Source organism: uncultured Chryseobacterium sp. (assembly GCF_913776365.1).
Lineage (GTDB): Bacteria > Bacteroidota > Bacteroidia > Flavobacteriales > Weeksellaceae > Chryseobacterium.
This window is the reverse complement of the sequence record NZ_CAJYMO010000318.1, coordinates 1-17,430: the sequence shown is the minus strand read 5'-3', so window position 1 is coordinate 17,430 and position 17,430 is coordinate 1. Positions and strand designations below refer to the sequence as shown.

Below are 17,430 nucleotides of genomic sequence, written 5' to 3'. Positions count from 1 at the left end.
GATGCCTCAAACTTTGCCATTCCGTTGCAGAGGATCACGGGCTATTTTTGCATCTGCCATTTACTGAGGGCAGTCTATAAATATTTTTCAAAATCCACGATGGCCTTTCTTGATATGGCGCTGTAATAAGGGCAGTTTAGTTTTAAATACCTGCCGTTATGAGTTTTTAGTGTAAGAAGAAAGGCCGTCACGAATTAAAATCTTAGTTTGTGTTAGATACCATTATACAATTCAGCATCAGAAATAAAACCGTCATCGGACTGATGACTCTGTTTCTGATCATCTGGGGTGTCTGGAGTGCTTCCAGGCTGCCCATTGATGCGGTACCGGATATTACCAACAATCAGGTACAGATCATCACTGCTTGTCCCACTTTGGCAGGGCAGGAAGTCGAACAGCTCGTTACTTTTCCCATTGAGCAAAGCATAGCCAATATTCCGGATATTGAAGAAACCAGAAGCATTTCGAGGTTCGGATTATCGGTCGTGACGGTTGTCTTTAAAGAAAATGCAGACCTCTACTTTGCCCGGCAACTGATTAATGAAAAGCTGAAGGAAGCAGCGGAACAGATTCCTAAGGGGATCGGAACACCTGAACTCGCACCGGTAAGCACCGGCCTGGGAGAAGTTTACCAATACATTCTCCATCCTAAAAAAGGAAGCGAAAAGAAGTATGATCCCAAAGAACTCCGTGCGATGCAGGACTGGATCGTGAGAAGACAGCTGAACGGAACACCGGGAATAGCGGAAATCAACAGTTTCGGAGGACAGCTGAAACAGTACGAAGTCGCCATAGATCCTAACCGCCTGAGAGCAATGGGAGTGAGCATCACCGATATTTTTACGGCACTGGAAAAAAACAACCGGAATACCGGCGGTGCGTATATCGATAAAAAACCGAATGCCTATTTCATCCGTGGCATCGGGATCGTGAAATCGCTGGAGGATATCAGGAATATTTCCGTTAAAAATAAAACGGGAAGCGTTCCTGTCTTTATAAAAGACGTGGCAGAAGTCCGTTTCGGAAGTGCGGTACGGTACGGAGCCATGACCTACAACGGTAAAGTAGATGCGGTAGGCGGGGTTGTGATGATGCTGAAAGGAGCCAACAGCCATGAAGTCGTAAACAACATCAAGGCCAGAATCCCGGTCATCCAGAAGTCGCTACCGGAAGATGTGGTCATCGAACCGTTCCTGGACAGGACCGATCTGGTGGGAAGGGCTATGAAGACTGTTGAGAAAAATCTCATAGAAGGAGCACTGATCGTCATTTTTGTCCTGGTCGTTTTCCTTGGAAACCTGAGAGCAGGGCTCATTGTGGCATCTGCCATCCCGCTTTCTCTACTATTTGCATTGGGAATGATGAATGTCTTCGGGGTAAGTGCCAATCTGATGAGCCTTGGCGCTATCGATTTCGGACTGATTGTGGACGGCGCCGTAATTATCGTTGAAGCCACCCTGCATCATCTTGGGCTGAGAAGATCCGCACAGAAACTTACGCAGGCGGAAATGGATGAGGAAGTTTTTCGCTCTGTATCAAAAATCAGGAAAAGCGCGGCTTTTGGTGAAATCATTATCCTGATCGTGTATATTCCTATTCTTACCCTGGTGGGAGTGGAAGGGAAGATGTTCACACCCATGGCCAAGACAGTAGGATTTGCCATTCTGGGAGCGTTAATCTTATCACTCACCTACATTCCGGTGATGAGCGCCTTGTTCTTATCTAAAAAGCCAATACATAAAGAAACTTTTTCAGATAAACTGATGAACAGGCTTCAGCACATCTACCAGCCTTTGTTAAGGAAAGCGGTAAAATGTAAATACATCATTGTCTCTGCAACAGTGGCCGTTTTTATCATGACTCTTTTTATATTTAAAAATATGGGCGGGGAGTTTATCCCTCAGCTGCAGGAAGGCGATTATGCATTTCACTGCATTCTTCCGCAGGGAAGCTCATTAAGCCAGAGCATCGAAACGTCCATGCAGGCTTCAAGGATTATAAAAAAGTTTGATGAGGTAAAAATGGTGATCGGGAAAACGGGTTCCGCAGAAGTTCCGACCGATCCGATGCCTCCCGAAGCTTCTGATCTGATTATTGTTTTAAAACCACAGGATGAATGGAAATCCAAAAAATCATACGAAGAATTATCCGATGAAATCATGGAAAAGCTGGAAGTGATTCCCGGCGTCTTTTTTGAAAAGAACCAGCCGATCCAGATGCGGTTCAATGAGCTGATGACCGGGATCCGCCAGGATGTGGCTGTCAAGATTTTCGGCGAGAACCTGGATTCCTTATCCATGTATGCGGATAAAGTCGCAAAAACGATTCAGACCGTAAAAGGAACGACGGTTCCGCAGATCGAGCGCATCAGCGGGCTTCCACAGATCAATGTAGAATACGACCGGACACGGATGGCCAATTACGGGCTGAATATTGAAGAAGTCAACGATGTCTTAAGCACGGCCTTTGCAGGGAAGAGTGCCGGTCAGGTGTTTGAAAACGAAAGGCATTTCGATCTGGTGGTGCGCCTCGACAGCCTTCACCGGACGCATATTGATGATGTCCGCAATCTGATGATCTCTACGCCTGCAGGAACTCAGATCCCGCTGTCCCAGGTGGCTGACATCGGGTATAAATTAGGCCCGGCGCAGATCAGCCGTGAGGAAGGGAAGCGGAGAATCGTCATCGGGTTTAATGTGAAAGACCGGGATGTGGAAAGTGTAGTGAAAGACATTCAGGCCAAACTGGATCATATGAAATTGCCTTCAGGTTACTATTTCACCTACGGCGGGCAGTTTGAAAACTTACAGGCGGCCGGCAAAAGGCTGACGATTGCAGTTCCGGTTTCCCTGTTGCTGATTTTCATGCTGCTGTATTTTACCTTCCGTTCATTCAGGCAAGCCATCTTGATCTTTACCGCTATTCCGATGAGTGCCATCGGAGGCGTTTTTGCCCTGATCATCAGGGATATGCCCTTCAGCATCAGCGCGGGAATCGGCTTTATTGCATTGTTCGGGGTTGCCGTACTTAACGGGATTGTGCTGATCGGAACTTTTAATGAACTGAAAAGAGAAGGTGAAAAGAGTGCATTGAAGAGAGTATTTGAAGGAACAAAGATCAGGCTGAGGCCGGTCCTGATGACCGCTACCGTTGCTTCATTAGGATTTTTACCGATGGCTGTTTCTACCGGAGCCGGAGCCGAAGTGCAGAAACCGTTGGCCACTGTAGTCATCGGAGGCCTGCTGACGGCAACTTTCCTCACCCTTTTTGTACTGCCGATGCTGTATCTCATCTTTAATGATGGGATTTCAGGGAAGAAAATAAAAACAAAACCCGTAACGGCAGTTGTAATATTGATGTTCCTGTTCTCCGGGCCGTTCTGGAATGCACAGGCCAGGCCAATCTCTGTGGAGCAGGCCATGGAAATGGCAGCCGGTAATAATTTAAGTATACAATCAAAAAATGTGAGCATACAATCGGTGGAAGCATTGAGAGGAACGGCGAAAGAACTTCCGAAACTTAATTTCGACGCCCAGCTGGGCCAATACAATAGTCCGAAATTCGACCAGTCGTTTTCCGTATCACAGAGCATCCCTTTTCCAACTCTGTTTAAAGCAAGAAAAGAATTGATCAGCGAAAATATCAGGAGCCGTCAGATCGACAGAGAAATTACTTTGAACGAGCTGATGAAGCAGGTCCGGACCTATTATTACCAGATTGAATATTTGCAGTACAATCAATTAAAACTGCAAAGCCTTGACAGCCTGTACCAGGATTTCATAAGAATTGCTACGGTTAGGTTCAAAGCAGGAGATATTAAAAAAATCGAAATCAACACTGCGGAAACCCAGAAAGGGGAGATTGGTCTTCTGCTAAATCAGAATAAAGTCTATCTGAACAACGCTTACAGCAGTCTGAAAACCCTTCTGAATACTGTTGAAAACATTGAAGTTCCGCTTAACAAGAATTATGAACCTCTAAAAGCGGAAAATTTGTTAGACAGCACGGCAGTTGAAAGGAACCCCATCCTAAGATCCTTTTATCAGGAAATAGAAGTTGCGGAAAAGAATAAACAGGTTGAAAAATCCCAGGGTCTCCCGGAATTCAGTATCGGTTATACAAACCAGTCGCTTACAGGATTCCATACCAGAAACGGGCAGGAACAGTTCTACAATTCGGTAGACCGGTTTCATTCCGTAACCTTAGGTATAGCGATCCCGCTTACTTTCGGAGCTACAAAAGCGCGGGTGCAGTCCCTGGAATATCAGAAGCAGGCAGCGGAAACCCAGGCAAAACTTCAGGAAAAGCAGCTGCTGACCCAGTTGAAAAATGCTTGGAGCCAATACGGACAGGATGTCCTGCAGTACGATTACTATGTGAAACAGGCTATCCCGAATGCTGAAAAAATGGTAAAAGCAGCACAATTGGGTTACAAAACAGGCGAAATTTCCTATGTGGAATACCTGTTTGCCTTACGGACTGCCACAGACATCCAGCTAAAGTACCTGGAATCCATTCAGCAGGTCAATCAGTCGGTGATCACCATTAATTCAATCCTCAATAAATAACATGAACCTACACTATAACATTAAATTACTTTTATTTTCAGCTGTTTTTATTTTCAGTTGTGGTAAAAAAGAAGCAGCAGAAAATGCAGAACACGAAACGGAAAAGCCGGAAGAAAAACATCAGGAAGTTCCGCAGACCACCGCTTCATTAACGCAGGAACAGATCAGGACCGTAGGAATTACGCTGGGGCATGTCGAAATGAAGGAACTTACCTCAACCATAAAAGCCAACGGCCTGCTGAGGGTGCCGAACAACAACAAAGCAACGGTAACTTCCCTGTACGGCGGAATCATCAAAACCCTGAATATTCAGGTCGGAAGTTCCGTGAAGAAAGGACAGGTGATCGCTACGATTGCCAATCCGGAATTCATCAGGCTTCAGGAAGATTATTTAACCGTAAACAGCAGGATCGCTTATGCTGAACAGGAGTACCGCAGGCAGCGGGAGCTTTTCGATCATGATGCCGGAGCCCGGAAAAACCTGCAGAGTGCCGATGCAGAACTGAAAATCCTTCGTACAAGAAAGTCATCGCTTGTACAGCAGCTCAGGATGATGGGAATCAGTCCTGGAAAAATAAACAATGGGAATATGAGATCCGGTCTTGTCATCATGGCACCGATCAGCGGAACGGTCAGCAGCATTGCGTCACAAATCGGGAGTTATGTGGATATTTCGTCGCCGGTAGCGGAAATCATCGATAACAATTCCATCCACCTCGATCTCCAGGTGTTTGAAAAAGACCTGCCGAGGATGAGAGTAGGGCAGGTAGTCCATTTTAAACTGACCAATAATCCCGAAACCGAATATGATGCGGAGATCTACAGCATTGGTTCTTCGTTTGAAAATGACAGCAAAACGATTTCTATTCATGCCAATGTTACCGGAAATAAAACCGGGCTGATCGACGGAATGAACATCACCGGAATCGTAAGCCTTGACAAAACGGTAACCCCTGCCATTCCCGATGAAGCCATTGTAGAAGCCGACGGTAAATTCTATGTATTCGTAAAAACGGATAAAAGTCATGATGCTGAAGAAAGCCATAAAACAGGAGAAAACCAAGGTAATACAAAAATGAAAACCACTAACTTTGAGAAAGTGGAAGTCATTAAAGGCGCATCCGATATGGGGTACACAGCCGTCACTCCGGTGAAAGAAATTCCTGCTGATGCGGAAATTGCCGTGAAAGGTGCTTATTTCATCAATGCAAAACTGACCAATTCGGGCGGGCATGACCATTAAATCCAGAAATATGAAGAAAGATATTGAAAGCAAATTAATTGACAAGAATACCAAGCCCACCAGCATGCGGATCCTGGTGTATGATTTCCTGAGTTCGCAGGAAGCAGCCCTGTCTTTATCCGAGATCGAAAGCCATTTCGACAACGCAGACCGCACCACGATTTACCGTACCTTAAAAACATTTGAGGAAAAAGGAATCGTCCACGGCATTCAGGAAAATTCAACCACAAAATATATGCTTTGCCACGACGGCTGCAACGAAAATACGCATAAAGACCGGCATCTGCATTTCTACTGTAAAATCTGTAAACAAACTACGTGTAAAGAAGAAATCTCTTTTCCGGAAAACATGCAGACCGGTTTCAGGATCGATGAGATCAGGCTTTTTGCCAAAGGAATCTGCGAGCACTGTCTGGAGGGTCTGGCCTGACTTTATTTTTCCTGATACGGTATGTTGTAGCGGAAACAAAGCGTAATCCGGATGTGCAGGCTATTTCAAATAACAGCCCACTGTCATGGACAATGGGCTGTTTTATTTACATTAAAATAGGTTCTTTTATTACAAATATAAATTACTCTATGTTTATATAATAAAGACCCTTTTCTTTTTTAATGATCTTCTGCATCAGATTACTTTTATCAATTTTCAGCGTATCTGAATCCCTTATTATTTTCACGCTTTTGTATGGGAAATAATTTTGGGACAGAAATCCTACATTACTAAATAATCTAATTTCCTGATTTTTAGTTAATTTATATAAATTATTTGCATTTGATGAGTAAACTTTTTTCGAAAGAACAGAGTCATTGTCCGGATTGCTATTACTAAAAAATGTTCTGCTACTAATTGCAGGATCTGTTTCAATGAGAATATTACTTTTTGATCTGTTCGCAATATATATGTTATAACCAGGATCGCAGCTTGAAAGCAAACCTAAGAATAGTATCATTATTATTTTTTTCATATTTTAAATTTATTATTTAAATCCTGAATAAATTTTGCCTAATAGAGATGCATTTCTTTCTGTATAAAAATTATCATATTTTTTTGGTGTAATCATACTTGTTGTTTCCTGGGATTAACAAATGGTAAAATGTAGGATAAGAAAAAAGGATATAAAAAAATTTCATAATTTATAAACACAGTCTTCAAATCAATACTGTTTACGGACGTCTTCCCATTTCAACACAAACGGATGCATGGCTCTTAATTCCGGTTTTTCATATAGAGAATCTGTCTGGTATCTTTCCAGAAAGAGGCTTAGATCCGGGGTATTGTGCAAAGAAGGGAAAAACATATAATCAACCCCTCCTTTGAAGCCTTTTTCCTTTTCAATATTTTTTCCGACAGATGTCTTTCCCATAATTTTAGCTGTAGAAAAGTACAGTAAGGGCAACAGGAGAGGCAGCAATATGTTTATTTTAGGGAATTGATCAATGCCTTTGCCTATATATACCATAAGAAAGAGGTAAGGTACAAGATGAAAAACATAGGAATCTGAAACATCATGTTTTACACAGAAAGCTACAAATGGAGTGATAAAAATGATGGTATAATCAAAATTTGCTTTGTCTTTAACTCCCCAAAAGATAAAGATCAGGAAAAAAAGGAAATTATACAGCAGAAAGCCGGAGTTTCTGATGATGCTTTTCAGAACAACATTAAAATTAATAGAAAATACCTCATTTTCGCTGCCGCTCATTACGAAGAGATTAACGAAAGGATGATGTCCAAGCACAACGGGAATCAGTAAAACCGAAAAAAATGATACAACAATGATGCACCCGTAAAAGCTGTTTCTTTTCAGTATCCTGAAATTTTTAACAATCAGATAAACGTAAGCGGGAAAAAAAAGAATCGATTGAATATGGATTAAGAGAAGCAGTCCAAGTAAAAGAGAAGTGAAGAAGAAATATTTTTTATTTTTCTCCTTTAAATAAAGAAAAAAATTAATTAAAAACAGGATAACAAACAGTAGGTAAAAGGTATATACTTCCGTGATGACCGACACCCGCCAGAATGTGAAAGAAAAACCTAAAATCATGATACACATGAAGATGGATTTTTGCGAAACATTAAATACGTTCAATAATTTCTGTAAAAAGAATAAACACAGTACACCGGAAATGACACTTATACTTACACATAGAAAATGTATATTTATAAAAGGGAATATCTGGTGAAGCAATGCCAGCAGGTTGGAATAGAGAATATGGTTGGTTGCATTGGAATTGAAATCAAATCCGCTGTTTGCCATCAGGGTAAAGACAAGGCTGTCACCCAATACGGGATCTTTTGAAACTGAGAATGCATATATCAGCCCGATAAGTAGAATAAGCAGACGGGAATAAATAGGATATTTGTTATGAATCTGTTCCATTTCAGTATTTTTTGAAAGAGCAAAACTATACATTTTAGCGACCTGAATACGATTATAAAATGTTTTTCTTACCGATAATTTTCAGGAAGCGGGAAAAATGCTGTCTGCAAAGACAATTGACCACGAAAAGATTCGGAGATCGCTCATAGCACCGGTAAAAAGAGGTCTTCTGCCGGATTATCCCTGAATACCGTTTCAGAAGTTTGCAATAGCATTGCATTTGCTTTACCCCTACCTTTGATTAAAAATTACCGTCATGGAAGAATGCTGCAGTACAAAACCGCAAAAGGAACATAACCACCACGAAGGCCATGATCATGACCATGATCACGGTCATTCTCACGATACGGAAGGTCAATCCGTATTTAAGATGTTTCTTCCGGCCATCCTGTCTTTTGCAATGCTGTCAGCCGGGATCATCCTGGATCATTCCGTAAAGCCTGACTGGTTTGCCGGCTGGATCCGCCTGGCTTGGTATCTTATTGCTTATATTCCCGTAGGAATGCCCGTGTTGAAAGAAGCTTTTGAAAGCATAAAAAACGGTGATGTTTTTTCCGAATTTTTCCTGATGGGAATTGCCACGGTGGGTGCTTTTGCGATCGGTGAGTATCCGGAAGGGGTAGCGGTAATGCTGTTCTATTCGGTTGGCGAAGTCTTCCAGGCGATGGCCGTTACAAGAGCAAAAACCAATATCAAGGCTTTGCTAGACCAGCGGCCCGATGAGGTAACGGTGCTCCGCGACGGAAAGCCGCAGACCGTTAAAGCGGAAAATGTAAATATTGGCGATATTATTCAGTTAAAATCCGGAGAAAAGCTGGGCCTTGACGGTGAACTTTTATCGGAAACAGCATCATTTAATACCGCTGCACTGACCGGTGAAAGTAAACCCGATACCAAAACGAAAGGAGCCGCGGTTTTGGCGGGAATGATCAACCTGAATACCGTCAGCCAGGTAAAAGTTACCGCCGCTTATAAAGACAGCAAACTGAGCCGCATCCTGGAAATGGTGCAGAATGCTACCTCCCAGAAAGCTCCCACCGAACTGTTTATCCGGAAGTTTGCCAAAATCTACACACCGATCGTGGTGTTTCTGGCCATCGGAATTACCTTGTTGCCGTATTTCTTTGTCGGGAATTATGAATTCCGTGACTGGCTGTACCGGGCATTGGTATTCCTGGTGATTTCCTGCCCATGCGCGTTGGTGATTTCTATTCCACTGGGATATTTCGGGGGAATCGGAGCAGGAAGCCGGAACGGGATTCTGTTCAAAGGAAGCAATTTCCTGGATGTACTGGCCACAGTTCAGCATGTGGTAATGGATAAGACCGGAACGATGACGGCAGGTGTTTTTAAAGTGCAGGAAGTAAAATTCAGTGATGCTGTCAATAAAGATGAAATCCTGAAATTCGTCAATGTACTGGAAAGTAACAGTTCACATCCGGTTGCCACTGCCATCCACGAATACGTCGGAGAGATTGATCATACCGTAAAGCTGGAAAATATAGAGGAAATTGCAGGACAGGGCCTGAAAGCAACCGTTAACGGAAAGGAACTATTGGTCGGGAATTTCAGGCTGATGGAGGCTTCCGGTATCCGTTATGACTTTAATCCGGAAAGTATTGTCTATACGGTTATTGCAGTCGCATACGATAAGAATTTTGCCGGTTATTTCACAATTGCAGATGTTATAAAGCCTGATGCCAGGTTCACCATTGATACCTTGAAATCATTAGGCGTCAGGACCACCATGCTGAGCGGTGACAAATCTTCTGTTGTAAAGCACGTAGCTGATACATTAGGTATTCAGGAGGCGTACGGTGACCTGCTTCCGGAAGATAAAGTGAATAAGGTAAAGGAGATTAAATCTAAAAAACAGACCGTAGCCTTTATCGGAGACGGGGTAAATGATGCCCCGGTGGTTGCACTAAGCGATGTCGGAATTGCCATGGGCGGACTTGGCAGCGATGCAACCATCGAAACGGCAGATGTGGTGATCCAGGATGACCGGCCGGGCAAAATTCCTATGGCCATCAACATCGCAAAGCAGACCAAAAGAATTGTATGGCAGAATATCGTTCTGGCATTTGTAGTGAAAGCGGTCGTTCTCATTCTCGGAACCGGAGGGCTGGCTACCATGTGGGAAGCGGTCTTTGCCGATGTCGGAGTTGCCTTGCTGGCCATTCTGAATGCGGTAAGAATCCAGCGGATGAAATTTTAGAAAGCCGGGTGCCCGGGTTCATTTGATTTCCTACAGAGTGCACAGATTTTCACGGATCTTTATGTGTGAGTTTTATGCAGCTGCATAGTATACTCAATAGAAACAGGCTTTAGCCCGTTTAAAAAGAGGATGTCTTCCATCCGGCTTTAGCCCAAATTTATTTAGCCGCAGATTGCACGGATTTCCACAGATGATTGCGCACAGTTTAACACATGAGTCGCAGAAAGTTTGAATAGCTTGAAAATATTTTAGGTCACATGAGATTAAAAATCAAAGATTTTTAGAACTTTAGTGAACTTTTCAGCATCCAACATGATAACTTTATGATTCGTTTGATAGTCTTTTGTGACTTTTGTGGTTTAAATTTCCACAGATTTCATTGATTTCTACCGATGATTATGTAGCTTCAGGTACCTTCGCCACCATCAGGATAAACCCATTGAAAATCTCTGATTTTCGCTCTGATGTGCTCTAAAATATTCTCAAAATTTTAATCTTAACTTATAACTTCTTATGTGTAAAATAATCTGCTTTTGCTTTTCGTTCTAAAAATGACTTTCATCATAATTGCCCATAAAACAAATTTCAGTGGTATATTTGTAAAAACAAAAATCATCGGTTGAAGTTTTTCATTTCCATATTCATTATTTTTACCATTGCAGTTCGTCCGGTATTGCCGCTGATCAGCTATGCTGTACATTATGAGTATATCGTGAAAAATCTTTGCGAAAACAGAAACGTCCCACAGTCTACCTGTAAAGGGAAATGCTATCTGGAAAAAGAACTCTCTAAAACGGAAAAGCAGTCGAACAACGGCCAGAACATAAAGCTTACCGGGCTGGATGTATTCCTTTCCCATGAAATCCTTTCTTTTTCAGACGGTACCCCATTTGATATCAGCAATACAAAGATTAAATCCGGGTACACTGATTTTCATACTTCGGAATATTTCTCCAGGATATTCCATCCTCCTTTAGCTTAATTTATTTTCACTGAATGTAATACGTACGGTCATTCAAACATAGCCTCATTGCTGAGGTTTATTTGGTGGTGAATACGAAGATCCTCTATCCAGGAGGTTATCGCCTTGGTATTGAGCTGACCGGCAGGATTAAATTTAGTTTACATTCAATTGTTTTTCCTTTTATATTATTAATTTCAATTTCAATTAAAAATGAAATCAAAACTTATTTTAACGGCACTGATGTCGGTTTCCCTGATGGCGTGTGCCCAGGAAACGCCTAAAGTAAAACATAAAAAAGCTGCTCCTGTAGCAAAATCAAATGCAAAGGCAGTAAAATTTGCCAATGCGGTAGACCCGATCTGTCATATGCCGACCGAACCGGATATGAAAGATACGGCGGTATATAAAAATAAAACGTACAGTTTTTGCAGTGTGTACTGCAAAGATGAATTTAAAAAGAATCCGGAGAAATATGTCCAGAAATAAGAAACCGCAATCTAAAAGCAGGATTATTGTTCCGCTGGCGGTAATGGCACTGCTTTTTCTGGGAATCGGGATCGGAATGGGGTATTTTAAAAAGAACTTGTATACAGTCAAGAAAGTTCCGGATTTTCAGCTTACAGATCAAAATAATAAGAAAATTACCAATAAAGAGATGCTGGGGAAAGTATATCTCGTAGAGTTTTTCTTCAGCAGATGCCCGACGATCTGCCCGGTCATGAATACCAATATGAGAGCTATTGAAGATGAAATCAATGATCCTGAATTTGGAATTGTTTCCATCAGCATTGATCCGGAAAATGATACACCGGCATTGCTGAAAGAGCATGCCCAGAGAATCGGGGTGAAATCTTCCAACTGGCATTTTCTCACCGGCGACAGGGATTATATCGGGAAACTGGCAGACCAGTTCAATATTTATGTTGGGGATAAGGAAGACGAAAGCGAAAGCCTCAACCACAGCGGAATGATCGCATTGGTTGACAAAGAGGGGAATATCCGGTGCCGGTACAATAAAGACAACATGCCAATCCTGTATTATTCTGGACTGAATTATGAAGATCCGGAAGGAAAAACGCCGAAACTGACCGGGAAATACCATCCCGACCGGGAAATGCTGATCGAAGATATCAGGAAGCTGTTGAAATAAAAGGTGAAACAGGAAAGTAGAGCTGTGGAACCGGGATTTTATATTAGGAAAAGTCCCCCGGTTTTCGTCTCCTCTCTTTGCCATCAAAAATAGATATAAACCACAAAAACGGAACGTTATGAAGATTATGAAAGTAGCTGCTTTAAGTGCAGTTTTCGCGGCGCAGTTTGCGTTTGCCCAGTTCAAACAGTCGCCTTTACCGTACGCTTATGATGCGTTGGAAGGAAACATCGATGCCAAAACCATGGAGGTCCACTATTCCAAGCATGCGGCAGCGTACGTAGCCAATCTCAATAAGGCCATTGCCGGGACACCGCAGGAAAAGCAGACCTTGTTTGAAATCATGTCAAATGCATCGAAACTGCCGATGGCGGTAAGAAACAATGCAGGCGGACATTATAACCACGAACTGTTCTGGACGGTTCTTACACCGGTAAAAAATACCCAGCCTTCTGCAAAACTGGCAAAAGCCATCAATGATGCTTTCGGAAGTATGGATGCTTTTAAAGAAAAAATGGCAAAGGCAGGAGCCGACCGTTTCGGTTCGGGGTGGGCCTGGCTGTCCGTGGATAGAAACGGAAAACTCTTTGTTTCTTCAACCCCTAATCAGGACAATCCTTTAATGGATGTCGTAGAGGAAAAAGGAACGCCGATCTTCGGGATTGATGTATGGGAACATGCCTACTACCTGAAATACCAGAACAAAAGAGCTGATTATCTGACAGCCATCTGGAATGTGACCAACTGGAAAGAAATCAGCAGAAGGTACGAAGAAGCGGTTAGCAAGAAATAATAATCGATGAACCTTATTTGCAGCATATTCCTCACTTTTTTCGTGGTGTTCAGGCCTCTGATCCCATTGGTGGAATATGCTGTAAATTATGATTATATCTCCAAGGTCCTGTGTATCAACAAAAACAGGCCCGAACTTCATTGCAACGGAATGTGTTACCTCAGTAAAGAAATGGCAAAAACTACCGATACCGGTTCACTTCCTTTCAGCAAATTAAAAAATCCGGGACAGAAATTACTGGATTTCTATGTTCTTCCTGAAATTGCCGGCATCAACAATACCCGGAAACCGGTCTCTTCAGATTCCGGCTTCCTTTACGAAACGGCGTATTCTTTTCTGTTCTCACAACCGGTTTTCAGACCGCCGGTTTTTTAGTTGTCTTTTTTAAACACTGTATTTTGTATTCACTGTATCAGCGCAAATCATCAAATAAATATGATTACCGCTAAAACCAGTGTCGGTGCGCAATACCGGTGTCCTTTGCTCAGTTGTTTTATACTGAGCCCGCCCAACTGTTGTACCAGGTGAAAAAAATAAAACTTTTCTGCCTGCAGGATGACCGTTGAGCAAACAAAGGAAACCCTCATCAAAAAAATTCAACTTAAAAAATCAACAATGAAAATTTATAAATTTTTATCACTCTTTCTTATAGCTGTTACTTTTTCCACTTTTATTTCCTGCCGGAACAACGGTGAGGAGGAGAATTCACCCGAAACCAAAGGAAGCCTCCAGTTAAAATTTGAAAACGGCTTTAATAATCTGGGCGATATTGTGCTGAACCAGACCGTACAGACTTCATCAGCCGGGCAGAAGCATCAATTTTCCAATCTTAAATACGTCATCAGCAATATTGCTTTAATCGATGAAGCCGGAAATGAGTTCAGGTTTAATGAAAACAATCCCGACAAAGGTGCTTTCATCATCGACCAGGCGGATGCCGTGGCAGGGATTGTCTACGTGAATCTTACTGAAGTTCCTACAGGCCGTTATAAAAAGATAAAATTCGGATTGGGGATCAGCCAGAAGGCTTACCTGCTGGGGCAGGACGGACAGGCGGAGTTCTGGAATAAAGCCAAACAGAAAGGCATGACCTGGTCCTGGGCGGCCGGCTATATCTTTGTAAAGCTGGAAGGGAAGTATGGCGCGGGCTCTCCTGATACGGAATTCATGAACCATACCGGCAATATGGGCAATACCGAAGCCAACGGCACCCCCGATCTCTACCGCGAAATTACCCTGGATCTTCCTGCCACCGCAAGGGTGACCGGACAAATCAGGCCTTCAGTCCATATTCTGGCAGATTTCAATCAATATCTAAGCGGAACAAACCCGCTTATTCTGGATGCGGCGAACAATATGATGATGGGATCCGGACCGTACCTGGTCAAGATCACCGATAACCTGACGAAAATGTTTAAAGCAGACCATGTTCACAATGATTAGAGTAATCAAAACCCTGCTCGCTGTTCCTCTGTTTATGATTTTTGTTTCGTGTTCCGGTGAAGTGATCGAGCCACTGGAAAAAGATGAGGCTTACAACGTTTCATTTCCTTCGTATTTTCCTGCAGTGACTTTTGATACCTCCGGAAACCCGGTTACGAAAAATGGAGTGGAGCTGGGAAGAAAATTGTTTTACGAAGGCAGGCTTTCCCGGAACAATACCATTTCCTGCGGCTTCTGCCATATCCAGGAAAATGCTTTTACGCATCACGGCCATCCGGTGAGCCACGGCGTAGACGACAGGACCGGAATCAGGAATGCGCCGCCGATCCAGAATATGGCTTTCCTGAAACGGTATATGTGGGACGGCGTGATCCATAATTTAAATGAACAGCCCATTATCCCGATCACCAATGAAGATGAAATGGACAGCTCAATGCCGGAAGCCGTTTCCAAGCTGAATGCCGATCCGAAATATAAAAAGTTGTTCAAAGCTGCTTACGGCGATGAACATATTACGGGTGAAAGAGTGCTGAAGGCGCTTTCTCAATTCATGGTTACGCTGGTTTCTGCCGATTCAAAATACGACCGGATGAAGCAGGGAAAAGAAAGTTTCTCAGCAGAGGAAACCCAGGGGATGCATCTTTTTCAGCAGAAGTGTGCTTCCTGCCACAGCGGGGAATTGTTTACCGACGAAAGTTTCAGGAATACCGGAATGTACTATAATGCCCAGTTTAAGGATGAGGGCCGCTACCGTGTAACGCTCGATCCTGCCGACCGGATGAAATTCAGGGTTCCGAGCCTGCGCAATGTAGAATATACGGCACCTTATATGCATGACGGAAGATTTTACTCACTGGACGCGGTCCTCAACTTCTATTCGGAAGGGGTTACGGATAACCCGAACCTTGATCCTGAACTGAAGCAGAACGGACATACCGGAATTGCGATGAATGCTCAGGAAAAACAATGGATTATATCTTTCCTGAAAACCCTGTCCGATAAAAAATTCATCACCAATCCGGCATTTTCGGAATAAAGCAGTCGATATGAAGAAGATCATTGTATTGATGGCGTTGATGATGATCCAGGCCATGTATGCCGGGACGGTCAGCGACAGTATTTCCATTCCGCGCGATGGGTATATTGTTGTTCCGGAAGACTGCGATGCCTGCGGATGTGCAGCAGGAAACGGTTCTTCCGGATTTGAATCGCTGCTGAATCCCCAGTTTATCGGGATTAAATATTTTGCCCAGCATTATAAGGCGAAAGAAAATTTATTTGTTGATGATGTGACGCAGGACCAGTATTTCAATACCCTCCAGCTGTGGGCAAAGGTTCCGGTTACTGAAAAGCTGAGCATCTACGCAAGCCTTCTGTTTCATTTCCATGAGAAGCAGACATTGCAGGGCACTATCCGTATCAGCGGCATCGGCGATGCAAGCCTGATGGGAATTTACCGGCTGCTGACTTCAGAAAACAGGATCCATCAGCTTAACGGCGGTATCGGAATAAAAATCCCATTAGGGAAATTTGACGAAAAGGGCCTTTCGGGAATCAATCCGAGCTTTCAGCTGGGCACCGGAAGCTGGGATTATCAGCTGGCTTTGAATTATCAGTTCCGGAAAAACAGGACCGCATTTCTCCTGAATACGGATTACACGGTAAAAACACAGAACCGGAAATATTACCGCTTCGGAAACCAGTGGAATTATGCAGCCACAGGATTCTATCAGATTTCCGGTGCAGGAAACATCATCCTTTCCACAAAGGCAGGGCTGCAGGGAGAAGTGTATGGCCGGAACCGGCAGTTTGACGAAGCTTTGCCGGATACAGCCGGAAATGCCCTGTACGGAAAGGTCGGATTCGAGACTGCTTATAAAAGGTTCAGCCTGGGAAGTGAAGTAATGCTTCCTATGTATTCTCATCTGGCCGGAGGGGATATTGAGGCAAAATCCCGCTTCAGCATTTTCCTGAATATCGGAATTTAGCAGAATTTCGTTTCATATTGCCAAACCTTCAGGTTTTAAAAGCCTGAAGGTTTTTTTAAGGATAAACAGAAGAGTTGTTTTGGAGGGTTTTAACCCTATAGAATTTGTTATGGTGTCACCGGTTTATCAAAAGTCTGATGCCCTAGCCCGGATCGCAGCGGTTACCCCACAGCGGGATTGGCGCGTCGGGAAGCGGATGGGTTTAGCGATGGAGTGAACGGATTAGAGGTGCCGGCGCGAGGAGTAGTAGCGAAGAGCCGGATAAAGCTCCTGAAAAATCGGTACCTCTTAGTCTTTATGAAGGAATCTAAACCTCATATGTTTTTAAAACCTATGAGGTTTCTTTTCAGGATAAAACAAAAAAAAGAGATCCAAATTGAATCTCTTTTTAAGTAGCCCGTAGGGGAATCGAACCCCTCTTACCAGAATGAAAATCTGAGGTCCTAACCGATAGACGAACGGGCCAGCTATCTTCCACCTTAATGGTGTGTTAGTTATTTTTTTGTTTTTATAAGTGTCAACTCTTACAACAATCACCGGTTAGCAAGTGATTTGTTTTGTAGCCCGTAGGGGAATCGAACCCCTCTTACCAGAATGAAAATCTGAGGTCCTAACCGATAGACGAACGGGCCAACTATACTTATTAAGCCAGTTTATTAACGTGCTTAGTTAATTTGCTTTT

The 17,430-nt window shown here is 43.1% G+C and carries 15 protein-coding genes and 2 tRNA genes; 13 read left to right on the top strand and 4 right to left on the bottom strand.

What is annotated here, in order from left to right; all coding sequences use genetic code 11:
* Positions 1–209: 209 nt before the first annotated feature.
* The 3 genes from QZ735_RS16830 to QZ735_RS16820 are packed head-to-tail and all read left to right on the top strand — an operon-like array spanning position 210 to position 6,241.
* A complete protein-coding gene (locus tag QZ735_RS16830; RefSeq protein ID WP_294250881.1) occupies positions 210–4,568 on the top strand; it encodes a CusA/CzcA family heavy metal efflux RND transporter in 4,359 nt (1,452 codons plus the stop codon).
* Position 4,569: 1 nt separating this feature from the next.
* The gene (locus QZ735_RS16825; protein WP_294250879.1) at positions 4,570–5,811 is read left to right on the top strand and encodes an efflux RND transporter periplasmic adaptor subunit; all 1,242 of its coding nucleotides are present in this window, start codon (positions 4,570–4,572) and stop codon (positions 5,809–5,811) included.
* Between the two features lie 10 nt (positions 5,812–5,821).
* Positions 5,822–6,241 (top strand): Fur family transcriptional regulator, encoded by a 420-nt coding sequence (locus QZ735_RS16820; protein WP_294250876.1) that lies wholly within the window; start codon positions 5,822–5,824, stop codon positions 6,239–6,241.
* 142 nt (positions 6,242–6,383) lie between these two features.
* On the opposite strand, the gene QZ735_RS16815 is transcribed toward QZ735_RS16820, so the two are convergent.
* On the bottom strand, positions 6,384–6,776 hold the full coding sequence (locus QZ735_RS16815) for a hypothetical protein (protein WP_294250874.1): 393 nt from the start codon (positions 6,774–6,776) through the stop codon (positions 6,384–6,386).
* Between the two features lie 189 nt (positions 6,777–6,965).
* Positions 6,966–7,175, bottom strand: a complete 210-nt coding sequence (locus QZ735_RS16810; protein ID WP_294250873.1) for a hypothetical protein — start codon at positions 7,173–7,175, stop codon at positions 6,966–6,968.
* Between the two features lie 144 nt (positions 7,176–7,319).
* On the opposite strand from QZ735_RS16810, the gene QZ735_RS16805 reads away from it, so the two are divergent.
* The 10 genes from QZ735_RS16805 to QZ735_RS16760 all read left to right on the top strand — a co-directional run bounded on the left by QZ735_RS16805 (position 7,320) and on the right by QZ735_RS16760 (position 16,748).
* Entirely contained in the window at positions 7,320–7,565 is a 246-nt protein-coding gene (locus QZ735_RS16805; protein ID WP_294250869.1) for a hypothetical protein, read from the top strand.
* A gap of 883 nt (positions 7,566–8,448) precedes the next feature.
* Positions 8,449–10,410 (top strand): heavy metal translocating P-type ATPase, encoded by a 1,962-nt coding sequence (locus QZ735_RS16800; RefSeq protein WP_294250867.1) that lies wholly within the window; start codon positions 8,449–8,451, stop codon positions 10,408–10,410.
* 619 nt (positions 10,411–11,029) lie between these two features.
* Positions 11,030–11,392, top strand: a complete 363-nt coding sequence (locus tag QZ735_RS16795) for a hypothetical protein (RefSeq protein WP_294250863.1) — start codon at positions 11,030–11,032, stop codon at positions 11,390–11,392.
* 192 nt (positions 11,393–11,584) lie between these two features.
* A complete protein-coding gene (locus tag QZ735_RS16790; RefSeq protein ID WP_294250860.1) occupies positions 11,585–11,860 on the top strand; it encodes a YHS domain-containing protein in 276 nt (91 codons plus the stop codon).
* Positions 11,847–12,524, top strand: a complete 678-nt coding sequence (locus QZ735_RS16785; RefSeq protein WP_294250855.1) for an SCO family protein — start codon at positions 11,847–11,849, stop codon at positions 12,522–12,524. The genes QZ735_RS16790 and QZ735_RS16785 overlap by 14 nt, the downstream gene beginning before the upstream one ends.
* Before the next feature lie 118 nt (positions 12,525–12,642).
* Positions 12,643–13,317 (top strand): superoxide dismutase, encoded by a 675-nt coding sequence (locus tag QZ735_RS16780; protein WP_294250851.1) that lies wholly within the window; start codon positions 12,643–12,645, stop codon positions 13,315–13,317.
* A 6-nt stretch (positions 13,318–13,323) separates the two neighbouring features.
* A complete protein-coding gene (locus QZ735_RS16775) occupies positions 13,324–13,692 on the top strand; it encodes a hypothetical protein (RefSeq protein ID WP_294250848.1) in 369 nt (122 codons plus the stop codon).
* Positions 13,693–13,932: 240 nt separating this feature from the next.
* Complete coding sequence (locus QZ735_RS16770; RefSeq protein ID WP_294250845.1) at positions 13,933–14,760, top strand: MbnP family protein; 828 nt, start codon at positions 13,933–13,935, stop codon at positions 14,758–14,760.
* A complete protein-coding gene (locus QZ735_RS16765; protein WP_294250840.1) occupies positions 14,753–15,796 on the top strand; it encodes a cytochrome c peroxidase in 1,044 nt (347 codons plus the stop codon). Before QZ735_RS16770 ends, QZ735_RS16765 begins: the two co-directional genes overlap by 8 nt.
* A gap of 10 nt (positions 15,797–15,806) precedes the next feature.
* Positions 15,807–16,748, top strand: coding sequence for a transporter (locus QZ735_RS16760; RefSeq protein WP_294250838.1), 942 nt, complete (start codon positions 15,807–15,809; stop codon positions 16,746–16,748).
* A gap of 393 nt (positions 16,749–17,141) precedes the next feature.
* Here QZ735_RS16760 and QZ735_RS16755 read toward each other — a convergent pair.
* Positions 17,142–17,213: transfer RNA gene (locus tag QZ735_RS16755), tRNA-Glu, on the bottom strand.
* A gap of 95 nt (positions 17,214–17,308) precedes the next feature.
* Positions 17,309–17,380, bottom strand: a tRNA-Glu gene (locus tag QZ735_RS16750).
* Between the last annotated feature and the right edge of the window lie 50 nt (positions 17,381–17,430).